Source organism: Tahibacter soli, assembly GCF_025717065.2.
Lineage (GTDB): Bacteria > Pseudomonadota > Gammaproteobacteria > Xanthomonadales > Rhodanobacteraceae > Tahibacter > Tahibacter soli.
Genome location: NZ_JAOVZO020000023.1, coordinates 317,340 through 335,063 on the forward strand (window position 1 = coordinate 317,340; position 17,724 = coordinate 335,063).

Genomic DNA, 17,724 nt, shown 5'->3' on the forward strand with positions numbered 1-17,724 from the left:
CGTCGTCGAAGGCGCAGTCTAGAACATCCGCGTGCGTGTGCGACATTGTCGCGAGTGGCGGCACAGTCGCACGCCGGAACGTTTCTCGCTACATTCGACGCTCGACACGCGCCCGAGGGGGTGGCCGGCTCCGATGCAGATTATCCGTAGCGCGCAGTTGCGCGAGAAAGTGGGCGAATCGAAAAACTGCGAGGTCTATGCGTTTGGCAAAACGCAAGTCGTGAAGTTGTATCGCCGCGGCTTCGATCCCGACGAGATCGAGCTGCAGGCCGGCATCGCCGCCATCGTGCAGCGCTCCGGCCTGCCGATGCCGCAGATACAGCCCGGCCTCGTGAAGAACGCCGAGGACGGCCGTCTGGGCGTGGTGTACGAACGGGCGAGCGGCCCGACGCTCGCGCAAGCGCTGAAACGGCAGCCGCTGCGCCTGTTCAACTGCGCCCGCATTCTGGCCGGTCAGCATCGCCTGATTCTCGACAGTCCGTCGATCGAAGGCCTGCGCGCGCAGAAACCATGGCTGCGCGAAAAGATCGACGAGGAGCCCGCGTTCGACGACGCGCAGCGTGCCGCCCTCGGGCGGCTGCTCGACGCACTGCCGGACGGCGATCGCATCTGTCATGGCGACTTCGGTGTCGACAACGTCATTCTCGGCGCCGAACGCCCGATGCTGATCGACTGGGCGAACGCCACGCGCGGCAGCGGGTTGTGCGATATCGCGCGCAGCTGGACGATGCTGCGCTTCAATCAGTTTCTGTCGAAGCCGCTGCGTCTGTACTGCGCGGTGCTGGCGGCGCTGTACGTGCGGTACGCCCTGCGCGGGCATCGCTACGATTCCGGCGAATTCGAACGCTGGCGCCTCGTCAACGTCGCGGTGCGTCTGCACGATCTGCGCGCCGACGCCGAGCGCGCGCCGGTTCTGGCCTATCTGCGACCGCGTCTGGCGCGGCTCGTGGCCGGGGCGGCGCCATGAACGACGACGTTCCACGAGACGGCGTCAACACGCTGCTGGTCGTCGACGACCAGGCGGACGTGCGCGAAGCGCTGCGCCTGCTGCTCAAGTCGGAGGGCCTCGCCTGCGTCGGCGCCGAAAGTCCCGCCGCCGCGATCGCCGCGGCGCGCAAGCGCGAGTTCGACTGCGCGCTGATCGATCTGAACTACATGCGCGACACGACCTCGGGCGAGGAAGGCCTGCGCCTGCTCGAGCAACTGCGGCAGGAGTTCGCCGACCTGCCGGTCGTCGTGATGACCGCGTGGGGCAACGTGCCGCTCGCGGTGCAGGCGATCCGCCGCGGTGCCGCCGACTTCGTCGAAAAGCCATGGGACAACGCGCGCCTGCTCGCGATCGTGCGCAACCAGGTGCAGCTGTGCGAGGCGCTGCGCGCGCAGCGCCGGCTCAAGGCCGAGAACGCGCTGCTGCGCGATGCCGGCAGCGACGACCTGATCGCGCAGTCGCCGGCGATGCAGCGCGTGATGGCGCTCCTGGCGCGCATCGCGCCGAGCGATGCGAACGTGCTCGTGCTCGGCGAGAACGGCACCGGCAAGGGGCTCGTCGCGCAGTACCTGCATGCCAATTCGCATCGCGCGTCGCGATCGTTCGTCAAGGTCAACATGGGCGGCATCGCCGAGAGCGTGTTCGAATCGGAGATGTTCGGCCACGTGCGCGGCGCGTACACCGACGCCAAGAGCGAACGCATCGGCCGCTTCGAACTCGCCGACGGCGGCACGCTGTTTCTCGACGAGGTCGGCAACGTGCCCGCGGCGCAACAGCCGAAGCTTCTGCGCGTGATCGAGGACGGCGAGTTCGAGCGCCTGGGCTCGTCGCGCACGCAGCGCGTCGACACGCGGCTCGTCGCCGCGACGAATGCCGATCTCGCGGCCGAAGTCGCGGCCGGACGCTTCCGGCGCGATCTTCTGTACCGACTCAACACGCTGGAGGTCGTACTGCCGCCGCTGCGCGAGCGCGAGGGCGACATCCTGCTGCTCGCGCGCCGCTTCCTGCAGCGCAACGCGCAGCGCTACGGCCGCGCGAACGTGCAGCTGGCGCCGTCGGCCGAGCGCGCGCTCCTCGCGTATTCGTGGCCCGGCAACGTACGCGAGCTCGAACACATGATGGAGCGGGCGGTACTCCTCACCGACCACGACCAGATCGGCGCCGGCGCGCTCGCGTTCGGCACCAACGCGTCCGTCGCCGACGATCTCGACCAGATGACGCTCGACCAGGTCGAGGTATGGCTCGTGCGGCGCGCGATCGGACGCTTCGGCAACAATCTGCAGCGCGCGGCCGACGCGCTCGGCATCACCCGGCAGGCGCTGTACCGCCGGCTCGAAAAATACGGCCTGCGCGGCGAGATCTCCGATGTCGGCGAAGGCGACTGACGCCCGGCGAGGCGCATCGCCCGTCTCGCAGCTCGACTTTTTCGAGCGGCGCATCTACCTCGGCACGCTCGCCGTCGTCGTGCCCGCGGGCACGGCGCTCGTCGTGCTGCTCGTCGCGTCGCCGTTCGCGCGCGAGCCGGCCGCGTGGATCGCGCTGGCGCTCCTCGCGGCGGCCACGCTCGCGCTCGTGCGCTGGCAGTTCCGGCGCGTCGTGTATCCGCTGTATTCGCTCGCCGCGCTGCTCGAAGCGCTGCGCGAGGGCGACTACAGTCTGCGCGCGCGCCGCGACGGCGTGTTCGGCAGCATCATCTACGACGTCAACGCGCTGGCCGAAGAGCTGCAGCGCGAGCGGCATCGCATCGAAGAGACCTCGCGCATGCTCGCCAAGACGCTCGAGGCGCTCGACTGCGCGGTGTTCGTCTTCGACGCGGACGATCGCCTGCGCCTGCGCAACTCGGCCGCGCAGCGATTGTTCGCCGAGGACCGCGAACGCCTGTTCGGCCGGCGCGCCGACGAGCTCGGGCTCGCCGCGCTGTTCGACGGGCCGAGCGGGCGCCTGGTCGCGCACACGTTTCCGACCGGCGCCGGGCGCTACGAAGTGAGTCACTCGGCGTTGCGCCATGACGGCCGCCAGGGCCGGCTGCTCGTCGTCAACGACGTCGCGCGCGTGCTGCGCGACGAGGAGCGCCTGGCTTGGCAGCGCCTTTTGCGCGTGCTGGGTCACGAAGTGAACAATTCGCTCGCGCCGATCCGTTCGCTCGCCGAGACGCTCGCGAGCCTCGTGGAGATCGACCCGCCACCGGTCGACCTCGCCGACGACCTGCGCGCCGGACTCGAGGTGATCGGCAGTCGCGCCGGCGCGCTGGCGCGGTTCCTGTCCGGCTATTCGCGGCTCGCGCGCCTGCCGGCACCGCAGCGGCGCGCGGCCGACCTGCCGCAAATCGTGGAAAAAGTCGCCCGGCTCGAACAGCGCCTCTGCGTGCTCGTCGAGCAGGGCCCGCCGGTCGCGATCGACGCCGACGCCGACCAGATCGAGCAGGCGCTGATCAACCTCGTGCGCAACGCGGTCGAAGCGGCGCCGACGAGCGGCGCGGTGCGTCTGCGCTGGCGCCTCGACGGCGAGTACGCGCAGATCGATGTCGAGGACGACGGCCCCGGCCCGCCGAACAGCGAAAACATGTTCGTGCCGTTCTTCACGACGAAGCCGGGCGGGTCGGGCATCGGTCTTGCGCTGACCAAGCAGATCGCCGACGCGCACGACGGCTCGATCGAGCTCGTGGCGCGCCACGCGCCGGGCGGCACGATCGCGCGGCTGCGCATTCCGCTGCCGCGGGCCTGATCGCGTCGTACGAAAGCGGACGCGGCGTCCGTTAACGGACATCGCGTGCCGCCCGGGCGCGCGGGAAGCTTGCTGCGGCAGCCCTTGATCCATGGCACGGCGGTTGCAAAATGCGCTTATGGACATTGCAAACCCTGAACTGAAGCAGCGCCTGAAGCGTCGGCGCATCATGGCCGCGGGCGGCGTGGGCGCGCTCGCCGTCGCCGTCGCCGTCGGCATCGCCGGCATGAGCCGCGGGATTCCCACGGCCGATCGCGATGACGTCTGGGTCGACACCGCCGCCGTCGCCGACGTCGTGCGCGAGGCGCGCGCGCCGGGCAAGCTCGTGCCGCGCGATTTTCGCTGGCTCGCCGCCGAAAGCACCGGGCAGGTGCAGCGCATCGAAGTGCTGCCGGGCACGCGCGTGACCGCCGACACGGTGCTCATGCGGCTGGCCAATCCCGAGGTCGAAGACAATCTGCGCGCGGCGCAGTCGCAGGTGGCGGCAGCCGAGGCGCAGGTGGGCGCCAAGCGCACCGACCTGCGCTCGCAGCTCCTCACCGCGCGCTCGGCGTTCGCGCAGGCGCAGGCCGACTACGCCGCGGCGAAGGTTCGCGCCGAAGCCGACAGCAAGGCGGTCGAAAAGAACATCATCCCGCGCGTGCAGTACCAGCAGAGCATGATCGCGCTGGAGCAGTACCAGTATCGCGTCACGGTCGAGCGCGAGCGCGTGGCGCAGTTCGAATCGGGCATGAAGTCGCAGATGGACGGCGTCGAGGCGGCGCTCGCGCAGCAGCGCAGCACGTTGATCCTGCGCCAGCGCCAGTTCGACGGATTGCAGGTGCGTGCCGGCATCGACGGCGTGCTGCAGGAAGTGCCGGTCCAGGAAGGCCAGCAGGTGGCCGCCGGCGCGAACCTCGCGCGCGTGGCGCGCCCCGACGTGCTGATCGCGCGCCTCCTGGTGCCCGAGACGCAGGCCAAGGACGTCGCGCTCGGCATGGAGGCGACGATCGACACCTACAACGGCGTGGCGCAGGGGAAGGTGTCGCGCATCGATCCGGCCGTGGCCGACGGCGCGGTGCGCGTCGACGTCGAACTCGTCGGCGACCTGCCGCCGGGGGCGCGGCCCGATCTCGCGGTCGACGGCCGCATCCGCATCGCGACGATGCGCAACGTGCTGTCGATACGCCGTCCAGCCAAGGCGCTGGCCGACGCGTCGAACAGTCTGTTCGTGATCGCGGTCGACGCCGGCGACGTCGCGCGGCGCGTTCCAGTGCGCCTGGGCGCGCTGTCGGTCGAACGCGCGCAGGTGCTCGAAGGGCTCAAGGCCGGCGACAAGGCGATCGTTTCCGACGCGAGCCAGTGGGACAAATACGATCGGATACGCGTGCGCTGACCGTCGGCCGGTGGCGAACGCGAAGGGCGCGGCGCGCAGGCGCCGCGCCCTTCTTTTGCGGATCACTCGTAGCGCAGCGCCACGACCGGGTCGACGCGCAGCGCGCGGTACAGCGGCAAGAGGGCCGACAGGAAAGCGACCACCACGACCACCGCGATGACGACGAAGAACACGCCGCCCTCATGGCCGCGCGTCTGCAGTTTCGGATCGGCGAGCACGTTCGACCACGGCAGCGACAGGCCGATGCCGATGGTGAGGCCGATGACGACCTGCCACAACAGCTGGCGCGCGACGCAGGCGGTGATCGCGCCCGCGCCCGCGCCGACGGCGCGCCGGATGCCGAACTCGCGCGTGCGCTGCGCGACCGAGAACGAGAGCATGCCGTACAGCCCCGCGGCGGCGAGCAGCAGCGCGACGAGCCCGACGAACGTGAACACCTGCGTCAGCACGACCGCGCTGATGCGGCTCATCTCGATCGCGCGCGCCTGCGTGAACGTGGCGTAGACCGGCGTCTGCGCGTCGACGCCCGCGACGAGCGATTCCAGGCGCGGCACGAACGCCGTCGCGGATGCGCGCGTGCGCACGGCGATCGTCGCCGAGCGCAGCGGAAACTGCCGCGTCGACACGAGCATGCTCGGCAGCGACGCCTGCATCGCGCCGTCGAGCTGCATGCTCGCGATCACGCCGATGACGTTGAGCGTGCGCGGTTTCTCCGCTTGCGGATGCAGCACGAGCTGCTGGCCGAGCGGATCGCGGCCGGGCCACAGGAGATCGGCGAGCGTCTTTTCGACGACGACGACATCGGCGCCGTCGAACAGGTCGCGCGCGTCGAAGAAGCGGCCGGCCGTCAGAGGCAGGCCGTACGTCGATGCGAAGTGGTCGTCGACGGTGCCCATCTGCGCGATCGCGTAACCGTTCGGCGGTCGCGGCTGGCCGAGCGCCGCGACGAACTCGTGGCTGCCCAGGCGCGCGCCCGGAATCGTGTTGCCGATCGTCGCCGCCTCGACGTCGGCTTCGGCGCGCAGCCGCTGGCCGAGACCGTCGACGAGCCGCGCCTGGCTTTCCGCGTCGGGATACTGGCTGGGAAACAGCGTGATGCTGGCGGTGAGGATGTGCGATGCGTCGGCCTGCGAGCCGACGTTCGTCGCGAGCATGCGGTTGAGGCCCCGGATGAACGTGCCGGCGCCGATCAGGAGGATCACGGTCAGCACGATTTCGACGACGACGACGCCCTTGGCGAGCCGCGCGAACGCACCGCCGCGCGAGCCTTTCGCACCGTCGCGCAGGTCGTCGTGCACGTCGGTGCGCGACGCGCGCCACGCGGGCGCCATGCCGACCAGCGCGGTGCTCGATACCGCCGCGACGAGCGCGAACAGGAACAGGCGCCAGTCGAGGCCCAGATGCACGAAGTAGGGCGGCGCCTTGCCGTTCGCGGCGAACACGTCGCGGATCCAGCTCGCGCCGAGCTGCTGTATCGCGAGCGCGACGACCGTCGCGCCGAGCGCCAGCAGCAGGCTTTCGAGCAGTTGCTCGCGCAACAGGCGGCCGCGGCTCGCGCCGAGCGCGCTGCGCACGGCGAGCTCGCGCTGGCGATCGAGCGTCTGGCCGAGCTGCAGGTTCGCGACGTTGGAACAGGCGAGGAGGAGCACCAGCACGCCGGCGGCGAACATCAGCCAGACGTAGCTGCGCGTGCGCTCGTTGACGAAGATCAGCGACAGCGGCTTCATCGTCAGTTCGCGGCCGGCACGCTGCCCCGCAAGATCGTTGCCGAGCGATTCGGCGAGGTTGTCGAGCGCCGCGCGCGCCTGCGACAGCGTCGCGCCCGGCGCCAGCCGCGCGACGACGTCGACGTCGAACGCATCGCCGGTGCGCAGCCGCGTCGGCAGCCACACCTGGCTGTCGGACGGAAACGCGAAGTCGCCGGGCAGCACGCCGACGACGCTCGCCGGCTCGCCGTTCACGCGTATCGCGCGTCCCACCACGTCTTGCGACGCGCCGAACACGTCGCGCCAGAGCCGCTCGCCGATGAGCACCGACAGCGCCGCGCCGGCGCGCATGTCCTCGGCGGAAAAATTGCGGCCGAGCAGCGGCTGCACGCCCAGGAGCGGCAGCATGTTCTGCGAGATCTCGCAGCCCGGATAGTGGCGCGCGCCGCGGTCGCTGACGAGATCGACGCCGGTTTCGTTGTAGATGCCGGTGAGTTCGAGCGTATCGAGCCGGCCGTCGATCGCCGCGTACTCGTCGCTGCTCATGTTGTCGACGCCGACGTTCTTGGGCTGCGCATAGCCGATCGCGACAAGTCGGTCGGCATGCGGAAACGGCATCGGCTCCAGGACCAGGCCGTTGACGAGTCCGAACAGGAACAGCACGGCGCCAAGCCCGACGCCGAGCACGGCGATCGAAAGCAGGCTGTAGCCGGGCTTGCGCGCAAGCCGGCGCCAGGTGTTTCGCAGTTCAAGCGGAAGCATTGCGGGAATCTCCGTCGGCGTGGCGGCTGCTGCGCGGGCGTTGTCGGCGTGCGCTCGGGCCGTTCATGCGCTCAGGCGCACGAGCTGGCCGGCTTCGCGCTCCTTTTCTTCCTCGCGCAATCGTTCGAGCGTTTCCTCGTCGACCACGCGGCCGTCGAACATGAAGACGCAGCGCTGCGCGAACTTCGCGTAGCGGGCGTCGTGCGTGACCATGCAGATCGTCGAACCGGCGCGATGCAGGTCGTTCAGGAGGCTGATCACCGCCTCGCCGTTGCGCGAATCGAGGTTGCCCGTCGGTTCGTCGGCGAGGAGGATCGACGGCTTGCCGACGAGCGCGCGCGCCACGGCGACGCGCTGCTGCTGGCCGCCCGACAACTGTGCGGGATAGTGCTTGAGCCGGTGCGCCATGCCGACCTGCTCGAGCACCTCGAGCACGCGCTCGCGCCGCTGCGTGCGACTCATCACGTGATCGCCGCCGCGGTAGGTGAGCGGCAGCTCGACGTTGTCGAAGACGGTGAGATCGCCGATCAGGTTGAACGCCTGGAACACGAAGCCGATCTCGCGGTTGCGTATGCGCGTGCGCTCGGTCGCGCCGAGATCGTGCACCTTGTGGCCGTTCAGGACGTACGTGCCGCCGGTGGGCGTGTCGAGGAGGCCCAGGATCGCGAGCAGCGTCGACTTGCCGCAGCCGGACGGCCCGGAGATCGACACGTACTCGCCCTTGTTGATATCGACGTGCACGCCCTCGAGCGCATGGGTTTCGATCTCCTCGGTGTAGAACACCTTGGAGATCGCATCGAGCCGAATCAGCGGTTGCGCGATATTGCTCATGAACGCGTGCTCCGTGGACGCTGCAGGGTGGACGAATCGACGCATCGCACGCGCCGCGACGGCGCGCGCGCGATGCCGTGGATCGACGTCGCGCGCGGTTGCGCGCCGAACGCGACGGCGGCGGTGCCGCCGGTCGGAAATTTTTGCGTTGTGGTCATCGCGCCGTTCATAGCAAACATTGTGCCTCAAGCCCAGGCCCGTAACGGCGGGTTGCGGACGTCCGGAACGCCGCCGTGGCGTCCGTTTCCGTACGAACGGCGTCCGCTTCCGAACGACCCTTCGCGACGAAGCGAGCAGCGGCGCGAGATGCGGCGTCCGATTAACTGTCCGATTTTGTCGCGACGCCCGTTCGATTAATTTTCTTTGTATCGAAATAAATGCCGGACCGCCTTGCCGCCCCGGCGCGCATGGTGACGCAGCCTGCGCGACGAAGGTGTGTATCGGTTGCCAATAATCAAGAAATCACCCATTGACAATTGATGCGAAGTGGAAGCAAATAAATATGCGTTCTTCGCGACGCCCTTCGCGCAGCAGGCGAGCGGGGTCGGGCACGCAGGCAACAAACGCAAGTCGAACGCAGTGGCTGCCGGGGGGCGGGCACCTGCCTGACATCAACGATCCGTCGTACTCCGCCGCGCGGCGCACCGAATTTTTCGGCGCCTCGGCCTGGAGAAGTGTTGCCCGCGCCGGGCGACGCCGCGACGGTGAACAGCAGGGGGCTGGCAATGCACTCGAACTACCGCCGCGATTTCATCGATCTCGTTCGTCTCGTCGACGCCAGCGCCGCCGCGGATCCCGCGCGCATCGCGTTCACCTGGCTCGACTTTCCGACGCGCAACGGTCCGCGCGTCGAAGAAACTCTCGATCGGCGACGTGCGCGAACGCGCCGCCGCGCTCGCGTCGCGACTGCGCGGCGCGCAGGGCGAACGCATGCTGCTGACGTTGCGGCCCGGCCTCGACTTCGTCGTCGCGTTTCTCGCGTGCCTGGAAGCCGGCGTCGTCGCGGTGCCGGTGCCCGTGCCGCGCCAGGGCCTGGGCGTCGAGCGCGTCGAGGCGATCCTGCGCGACAGCGGTGCGCGCTACGCGCTGTCCACGCGCGCCGCGATTGACACGATCTCGGCGCAGATCGGCGCGCCGGACCTGACGTGGATCGCGCTCGACGCCGACCCCGATGCCGAACCGCGGCCGCGCCTTCCGCCGCGCGCGTACGGCCGCGACGATCTGGCGCTCCTGCAGTACAGCTCGGGCTCCACCGGCGCGCCGAAGGGCGTGATGATCAGCCACGGCAACCTCCTGCACCAGGCCGACCTCCTGTTCGACGAAACCGGCGCGCGTCCCGGCGACGTCTGGGCCGCGTGGCTGCCGACGTACCACGACATGGGCCTCATCTCCGCCGTGGTCGCGCCGCTCGCCAAAGACCTGCATAGCGTCATGCTCGCGCCGGAGGCGTTCATCCTGCGTCCGTCGCGCTGGCTGCGCGCGCTCGGCGAATTCGGCGCGTCGTGCTGCGCGTCGCCGAACTTCGCGTACGAGCTGTGCGCGCGCAAGGTGGGCGACGACGAACTCGACGACGTCGACCTGTCGAGGCTGCGCTACGCGGTCAGCGGCGCCGAACCGGTGCGCGCCGCGACGATCGACCGCTTCGCGCAGCGCTTCGCGCGCTGGGGTTTCGCGCGCGACGCGTTCTATCCCGCCTATGGTCTCGCCGAGGCGACGCTGCTCGTCACGGGCCGCGGCGCCGACGTCGCCGTCGGCCACTACGACGGCGACACGCTCGCCGGCGGCTGCGTCGTCGTGCCGGTCGACGCGGCGCACGAACGTGCGACGGCGCTCGTCTCGTCCGGCGCGCCGCGCGGCGGCAACCGCGTGCGCATCGTCGATCCCGATACGCTAGCGGCGCTGCCGGAGCGGCAGATCGGCGAAATCTGGGTCGCCGGCGACGGCGTCGGCCTCGGCTACTGGGGCGCCGATGCCGAGCGCGCCGCCGCATTCGGCGCGCGCATCGACGGCGACGACGACGCGTACCTGCGTACCGGCGATCTCGGCTTTCTGCACGGCGGCGAGCTGTACGTGCGCGGCCGGTTGAAAGATCTCATCGTCATTCACGGCGCGAATCACTACGCGCCCGACATCGAACAGACCGTCGAGGCGAGCCACCCGTCGCTCGCGCCGTCGGGCGGCGCGGCGTTCGGCGTCGACATCGACGACGAAGAGCGCCTCGTCGTGGTCCACGAACTCGAGCGCGGACACGCAACGCCGGACGATGCCGAACTCGCGGCGCTCGCGGCGTCGATCCGCCACAACGTGACGCAGCGCCACCAGGTGTCGCCGTATGCCGTGGTGCTGCTCGCGGGCGGCCTGCCGAAAACGTCGAGCGGCAAGGTGCGCCGGGCCGAATGCCGAGCGCGCTGGCTCGCCGGCGCGTTCAAGCCGCTCGCGACGCTGCTGCAGACCGACGCGTCCGCGCCGGCGCCGGCCGACGACGATCCGGCCAGCCGCGCGATGCGCCGCCGCCTCGACTGCGAGCTGTGGCTGACGCGCCGCATCGCCGCGCGCCTGGGCATCGGCGAGGAGAGGCTCGGCCTCGACGATTCGCTGCGGCCGCTCACGCTCGACGGCGAGGCGACGACCGCGGTGCTGCAGGAGATCAAGGCCGAATACGGCCTGCTCGTGCCGTTCACCGTGTTCATGAACTATCCGACGATACGCGCGCTCGCCGAGCTCATCGACGAATCGATCGAACCCGAACGCGCCGACGCGCCGCTGCATGGCGGGCGCCTGAGCGCCGAAGAACTCGCGAACGTCAATGACGCGGCGCCGGCCGCCAACGACGAGCCGATCGCGATCATCGGCATGGCGTGCCGCTTCCCGGCTGCGGACGGGCCGCGCGAATTCTGGAAAAACCTGTGCGAAGGCGTCGACGCGGTCGACGACGTGCCGGCCGAACGCTGGGACGGCGACGCGCTGTACGATCCCAATCCGCTGGCGCTCGGCAAGATGAACACCAAGCGCGGCGGATTCCTGAAAAATGTAGAAATGTTCGATAATCGCTTTTTCGGCATCGTGGCGCGCGAAGCCGTGCGCATGGACCCCGCGCACCGGTTGCTGCTGGAGCTGAGCTGGGAAGTGTTCGAAGACGCCGGCATCCTGCCGCCGACGCTGTCCGGCGCGAATGTCGGCGTGTACATCGGCATTTCCGGCAGCGACTACGCGCAGCTGCAGTTCGGCGACGATACGTTGTCCGATCCGTATGCCGGCGTCGGCTGCGCGCTGACGAATTCGGCCAGCCGCATCTCGCACTTCCACAACCTGCGCGGTCCGGCGCTGGCGATCGATACGGCGTGCTCGTCGTCGCTGAGCGCCGTGCACCTCGGCTGCTCGGCGCTCAAGTCGGGCGAATGCGAACTCGTGATCGCCGGCGGCGTGAACATCATCCTCGCGCCGAACGTCACGATGTCGCTGAGCAAGGCCGGCATGATGGCGCCGGACGGCCGCTGCAAGACGTTCGACAAGAGCGCCGACGGCTACGTGCGCTCCGAAGGCGCCGGGCTCGTGCTGCTCAAGCCACTGGCGAAGGCGCTCGCCGACGGCGATCCGGTGTACGCCGTGATCCGCGGCTCTGCCTCGAACCAGGACGGCCGCAGCAGCGCGATTTCCGCCCCGAACGGCGAGGCGCAGCAGCGCGTGGTGCTCGCCGCGTGCACGCGCGCCGGCGTCCAGCCCGCGCAGCTCGACTACGTCGAAGCGCACGGCACCGGCACGGCGCTCGGCGATCCGATCGAGGTCAACGCGCTCGGCGAGGTGTTGAAAATCGGCGGCGACGATCAAAGCCGCTGCGCGATCGGCTCGGTCAAGACCAACATCGGCCACTGCGAATCGGCGGCCGGCACCGCGAGCCTGATCAAGGCCGCGCTCGTGCTGTCGCACAAGCAGATTCCGCCGAGCCTCAACTTCGAGGAAGCCAACCCGCTGATTCCGTTCCACGACTACGGCGTCTACGTGCAGCGCGAACTGGCGCCGCTGCCGGCGCGCGACCGCGCGCGGCTCGCCGGGGTCAACAGCTTCGGCATCGGCGGCACGAACGTGCACATCGTGCTCGAGGAGTTCGACGCAAACGCCGCGCCCGCGCCGCAAGCCGCGCCGCGTCTGCACACGCTGGTGCTGAGCGGCAAGAACGAAAAAGCGCTGAAGGCGAACGCGAAGGCGCTGGCCGACTATCTCACCGCGAACGTCGATACGGTGAATCTCACGGACGTCGCGCATACGCTCGCACGCCATCGCATGCACTTCGACTACCGCCTCGCCGCGGTCGGCGAGAGCGCGGCCGAAATCGCCGCGGCGATCGAATCGCACCTGCTCGTGACCTACCACGCCGACGTCGCGTCGGGCTTCCACGTGCCGCAGCCCGAAGAACCGATCGAAGCCGCGTTCGTGTTCGCGGGCCAAGGCTCGCAGTGGTGGGCGATGGGCCGCCAGCTGTACGAGACCGAACCCGTCTACCGCGCCGAAGTCGAGCGCTGCGACGCGGCCATGCGCCGGCATACCGGCTGGTCGCTGATCGACGTGCTGCTCGCCGACGAAGCCGATTCGCTGCTCGGCGAAACCGAATACGCGCAGCCCGCGTTCTTCGCGCTGCAGTGCGGCGTCGCGGCGATGCTCGCGTCGTGGGGCGTCAAGCCGCGCGCCGCGGTCGGCCACAGCTTCGGCGAGGTCGCAGCGGCGTACGTCGCCGGCGCGCTCGAATTCGAGGACGCGTGCCGCCTGATCGCGATCCGCGCGCGCCTGATGCAGCGCGCGAAGGGCAACGGGCGCATGGTCAGCGTCGAGATGCCGCGCGCGGCGCTCGCCGCCGAAATCGCGCCCTACGGCGACGCGCTGTCGATCGCGGCTTCCAACAGCCCCGGCACGACCGTCGTGTCGGGCACGCACGAGGCGCTCGACAAGCTGCTGTTCGACATCAAGCAGCGCGGCGTGTCGACGGTCGAACTCGGCCTCGACTACGCGTTCCACAGCGTGCAGATGGAACAGTCGGCGCTCGATCTCCAGGCCGCGCTGTCCGACCTCGTCGCGCGCGAGCCGCGCATCGCGCTGGCCTCGACCGTCAAGGGCGACTGGACGGAAGCGGGCGAGACGCTCGGCGCCGCCTACTGGGCCGACAACATCCGCAACGAAGTGCGCTTCGCCAGCGCGATCGAAGCGATGGGGCGCCGCGGCATTCGTCTGTTCGTCGAAATCGGCGCGAACCCGGTGCTGTCCGGGGCGATGTCGCGTACGCTCAAGGGCATCAGCGTCAAGGGCACGGTGCTGCCGTCGCTCGTGCGCGACGTCGACGATGCGCGCGCGCTGCGCCGCTGCGCCGGCGCGCTGCACGCGGCCGGCAGCCGCGTCGATTTCGACGCGCTCGCGCCGCGCGGCCGCTTCGTGCGCAACCTGCCCAAGTACGCGTGGGATCGCCAGCGCTACTGGCTCGACGCGCCGCATCACGAATCGCGCAAGCGCGTCAGCACGCATCCGCTCGTGACCATCCGCATGCCGGTCGCGCAGCCGACGTGGGTGTCGCGTCTCGACATCACGACCAATCCGTTCCTCGCGGCGCTGCGCGCCCGCGGACAGACGCGCCTCGGCAACGGCCTGTTCGTCGAACTCGCGTTCGAGGCGGTGGCCGGCGTCGCCGGCACCGGCGCGTTCGGGCGGCGCGAACTGTTCGGGCTGACGTTCGGCGCGCCGCTGCGCGACGTCGACGAAAACAACCTGCCGGCGCTGCAGACGAACGTCGCGACCGAGGGCGGCCGGCGCCGCGTGCGCGTGCTCGCCCAGGCCGACGAATCGCAGGGCCGTGCCGAATCGTGGCAGCCCGTGCTCGACGTCGTCGCGCTGACCGCCGGCGTCGCGCGCCGGCCCGAAAGCCCGCCGCTCGCCACGTTGCGCGCGCGCTTCGCGCAGACGTGGGGCGGGGCCGAAATCTACCGCAAGCTCGGCGAGGTCGGCATCGAGTACAACACGGCCGCGCAGGTCGCGACCGATGTGTCGATCGCCGACGGCGCGTGTCTTCTCGCCTTGCGCGTCGCCGACATGCTGCGCGCTGACGCCGGCCGCTACCACCTGCATCCGCTCGTGTTCGAAGCGATGGAGCAGGCGTGCCGCCTCGCCGCCGGCAGCGGCGCGGCGCACGCGGTGCTGCGCTGCGTGCGCCGCCTGCGCGTGTTCGGCCTCGCCGGCGACGCGGCCTACGCCTACGCGGTGCTGCGCGATGCCGACGCCGGCGATGTCGCGCGCGCCGACGTGTGGATCCTCGACGCCGAAGGCGAGGCGGTCGCGGTCGGCGAGGGCCTGTGCTTTGCCGACGCGCAAACCGAACAAAGCGACGAATACAGTATTCCGACCGACATCGACCGCTGGCGCTACGACGTCGAATGGGTGCCGTCGGCGCTGCCCGAGACGGCCGCGTCGAGCGAGGCGGGCCGCTGGCTCGTGTTCGCCGACGGCCGCGGCGCCGGCGACGCGCTCGCGCGCTTCCTCGGCGAGCAGGGCCACGAATGCGTCGTCGCGCGCGCCGGCGATGCGTATCGCCGCAGCGGGCTCGCGGCCGAACTGTCGCCGCAGGCCGGCCACGAGGACATCGAACGCCTGCTGCGCGAAACGTTCGTCGAACCGGGCATCGCGTGCCGCGGCGTCGTGCACCTTTGGAGCCTCGACGCGACGCCGATGCACGCGACCACGGCGGCGACGATCGCCGACGGCTACGCGGCCGGCGTCGTCAGCGCGATCGCGACGGTGCGGGCGCTCTCGTCGGTCGACCTTGCGAAGGCGCCGCGCCTGTGGCTCGTCACGGCCGGCGCGCAGCCGGTCGAAGACGACGGCGCGCCGCTCGAAGTCGCGCAGTCGCTCGTGTGGGGCTGCGCCAAGAGCGTCGTGCTCGAACACGCCGAACTGCGCTGCTGCCGCATCGACCTCGGCGCGCTCGCGAGCGTCGACGAAGTCGCCGCGCTGTGCCGCGAGGTGGCGGCCGACGCGCTCGACGACCAGATCGGCCTGCGCGGCGATCGCCGCTACATCGCGCGCCTGCGCTATCAGCTCGATCCCGCCCGCGACGGTTCCGCCGTCGCCGCCGCATCGCGCGCGCTGCGCTACGAATTCGCCGGCGAGCCGGCGTCGCTCGTCGCGATCGACCGCCGCCGCCGCGGCCCGGCCGCGGGCGAAGTCGAGATTCGCATCGATGTGGCCGCGCTGCCGGCGCTCGCCGTCCGTGAGCCGCGTACCGCGCAATGCGTCGGCCGCGTGCTGCGCGTGGGCGCCGACGTCGAAGGCATCGACGTCGGCCGGCGCGTGATCTGTCTCGACGCGGGCCCGCTCGACACGCATCGCGTGGTCGCCGCGGCGTCCGTCGCCGTGCTGCCCGACGCGCTCGCGCCGGAAGTCGCCGCGGCGTCGGCGCGCGCCTATCTCGAAGCCGTGTTCGCGCTGCGCGACATGGCCCACGTCGCCCATGGCGATCGCGTACTGCTGCGCCTCGGCGACGATCCCGCGCAGCTTGCGGCGGTGCGCGTCGCACGGTGGCTCGGCGCGCGCGTGTTCGTCGCGGCGCCGGCGTCGCTGCACGCGTCGCTCGCCGCGCTCAAGATCGCGCACGCGTTCGACGAAGCCGATCCGTCGGCATGGCTCGACGTGGCGAGCCTCACCGAAGGCCGCGGCGTCGATGCGCTCGTCAACTACGCGGGCGAGTTCGATACGTCGGCCTGCGCGAGCCTGCTGCGCGCGTTCGGCCGGTGCGTCGATCTTGCCGCCGCGGCCGATCCGGCCGAGCGCGGGCTGCGCGCGCCGCTGCCCGGCAACGCCTCGTACCTCGCACCGGACGTCGCGTGCTTCCTGCGCGAGCGGCCGGAGGAGGCCCGCGCGCTGCTCGACGAAGTCGCGACACGCCTGGCCGACGGTACGTTCGCGCCGGTCGAGCGCGAGACGGTCGATCTCGACGGCTACGCCGATGCCGCCTACGGCAGCGGCGCCGACGTCGTGCTGCGGTTCGCGGCCGATGCCCACGACGGCGCGGCGAGCGGTCCGTATCGCGACGATGCGACGTATCTGATCACCGGCGGCCTCGGCGGCCTGGGCCTGTACATCGCGCGCCGCCTCGTGCGCGACGGCGCGAAGCATCTGGTGCTGGTCGGCCGGCGCGCGCCGGGCCTCGCCGCGCTCGATACGATCGCCGAGATCTCGCAAGGCGGCGCGAACTGCGTCGTCAAGTCGGTCGACATGGCCGACGCCGACGCCGTGCGGCAGATGCTGGCCGACATCCGCGCGACGATGCCGCCGCTCGCCGGCGTCATCCACGCCGCGGGCATCCTCGACAACGGACTGATCGTGCAGATGGACGCGCGCCAGACGACGTCGGTGATGCCGGCGAAGGTCGACGGCGCGTGGAACCTGCACACGCACACCGTCGACGACGCGCTCGATTTCTTCGTGATGTTCTCCTCGCTCGCGTCGTTCATCGGTTCGCCCGGACAGTCGAACTACGCCGCGGCGAACGCGTTTCTCGAAGCGCTCGCCGAGCATCGCCGCCGCAGCGGCCAGCCGGGTCTCGCGATCGCGTGGGGGCCGTGGGCCGAAGCGGGCATGGCGGCCGACGTGCACAACCTGCAGCGCCTCGCGCAGCACGGCATGGGCATGATCCTGCCCGAGCCGGGCCTCGACCTGCTCGAAGACCTCGTCGCCGGCCGCGTCGGCGGTGCGGTCGGCGCGCTGCCGATGAACTGGGCGGCGTGGGGCAAGACGCGCGGCTACGCGGGACAAACGCCGTATTTCGCCGGTCTCGTGCCGCAGCAGTCGCTGCACGCGGGCGGCGGCGGCAAGATCACCGCGGCGTCGCTCGCCGGAAAACCGGTGCAGGCAAGCCTCGACCTTCTGCACGGCGCGATCCTGCGCGCGGTGTGCCAGTCGCTGATGCTCGATGCCGACGGCGTCGATCTCGACGTGCCGCTGACCGCGATCGGCCTCGACTCGATCGTATCGCTCGAACTGAAGGACCGCATCGAGTCGACGATCGACGTCGTCGTGCGCACGAACGCGCTCGTCGCCGGCAAGAGCATCCGCAGCCTCGCGCAGCAGTTCTTCGACGACCTCACGGCGAACGCGGCGGCCGCCGCGGCACCGCCGGCGGCCGTGGCGCAAGCGCCGGGCGCGGAACTCCTCGAACGGCTCGACGACCTGTCGCAAGCCGAGATCGAGGCCATGCTCGCCGAACTCTCCGACGGCGCGCCGGCGAATGCCGCAACGGCCGACGAGCGCGAGCCGCGTCCGACCTGATGCACGAACGGCGGCCCTTCGCGGCCGCCGCCTCC

General features: G+C 70.6%; 8 protein-coding genes. 6 read left to right on the plus strand and 2 right to left on the minus strand.

The window, feature by feature from the left end:
* The first annotated feature begins 133 nt into the window (after positions 1–133).
* The 4 genes from OD750_RS26730 (at position 134) to OD750_RS26745 (ending at position 5,087) form a co-directional block, all read left to right on the plus strand.
* Positions 134–967 carry an aminoglycoside phosphotransferase family protein gene (locus OD750_RS26730; protein ID WP_336407589.1) on the plus strand — a complete coding sequence of 278 codons (834 nt, stop codon included), beginning with the start codon at positions 134–136 and terminating at the stop codon, positions 965–967.
* On the plus strand, positions 964–2,373 hold the full coding sequence (locus OD750_RS26735) for a sigma-54-dependent transcriptional regulator (protein ID WP_263542574.1): 1,410 nt from the start codon (positions 964–966) through the stop codon (positions 2,371–2,373). The genes OD750_RS26730 and OD750_RS26735 overlap by 4 nt, the downstream gene beginning before the upstream one ends.
* The gene (locus tag OD750_RS26740; RefSeq protein WP_263542573.1) at positions 2,354–3,712 is read left to right on the plus strand and encodes a sensor histidine kinase; all 1,359 of its coding nucleotides are present in this window, start codon (positions 2,354–2,356) and stop codon (positions 3,710–3,712) included. The genes OD750_RS26735 and OD750_RS26740 overlap by 20 nt, the downstream gene beginning before the upstream one ends.
* A gap of 118 nt (positions 3,713–3,830) precedes the next feature.
* Positions 3,831–5,087: an efflux RND transporter periplasmic adaptor subunit gene (locus OD750_RS26745; RefSeq protein ID WP_263542572.1), complete on the plus strand. Its 1,257-nt coding sequence runs from the start codon at positions 3,831–3,833 to the stop codon at positions 5,085–5,087.
* A 62-nt stretch (positions 5,088–5,149) separates the two neighbouring features.
* Here OD750_RS26745 and OD750_RS26750 read toward each other — a convergent pair whose 3' ends face one another.
* Positions 5,150–7,555: an ADOP family duplicated permease gene (locus OD750_RS26750; RefSeq protein WP_263542571.1), complete on the minus strand. Its 2,406-nt coding sequence runs from the start codon at positions 7,553–7,555 to the stop codon at positions 5,150–5,152.
* Between the two features lie 63 nt (positions 7,556–7,618).
* The gene (locus tag OD750_RS26755) at positions 7,619–8,386 is read right to left on the minus strand and encodes an ABC transporter ATP-binding protein (protein WP_263542570.1); all 768 of its coding nucleotides are present in this window, start codon (positions 8,384–8,386) and stop codon (positions 7,619–7,621) included.
* A 27-nt stretch (positions 8,387–8,413) separates the two neighbouring features.
* Between OD750_RS26755 and OD750_RS26760 the strand changes: the two genes are divergently transcribed.
* On the plus strand, positions 8,414–8,743 hold the full coding sequence (locus OD750_RS26760; RefSeq protein WP_263542569.1) for a hypothetical protein: 330 nt from the start codon (positions 8,414–8,416) through the stop codon (positions 8,741–8,743).
* Positions 8,744–9,178: 435 nt separating this feature from the next.
* Positions 9,179–17,689 (plus strand): type I polyketide synthase, encoded by an 8,511-nt coding sequence (locus tag OD750_RS26765; RefSeq protein WP_263542678.1) that lies wholly within the window; start codon positions 9,179–9,181, stop codon positions 17,687–17,689.
* The last annotated feature ends 35 nt before the right edge of the window (positions 17,690–17,724 follow it).

Bases quoted from the DNA above. Each gene is read 5' to 3' on its own strand.
- OD750_RS26730 (WP_336407589.1), top strand. From the start codon at position 134: ATGCAGATTATCCGTAGCGCGCAGTTGCGCGAGAAAGTGGGCGAATCG.
- OD750_RS26735 (WP_263542574.1), top strand. From the start codon at position 964: ATGAACGACGACGTTCCACGAGACGGCGTCAACACGCTGCTGGTCGTC.
- OD750_RS26740 (WP_263542573.1), top strand. From the start codon at position 2,354: ATGTCGGCGAAGGCGACTGACGCCCGGCGAGGCGCATCGCCCGTCTCG.
- OD750_RS26745 (WP_263542572.1), top strand. From the start codon at position 3,831: ATGGACATTGCAAACCCTGAACTGAAGCAGCGCCTGAAGCGTCGGCGC.
- OD750_RS26750 (WP_263542571.1), bottom strand. From the start codon at position 7,555: ATGCTTCCGCTTGAACTGCGAAACACCTGGCGCCGGCTTGCGCGCAAG.
- OD750_RS26755 (WP_263542570.1), bottom strand. From the start codon at position 8,386: ATGAGCAATATCGCGCAACCGCTGATTCGGCTCGATGCGATCTCCAAG.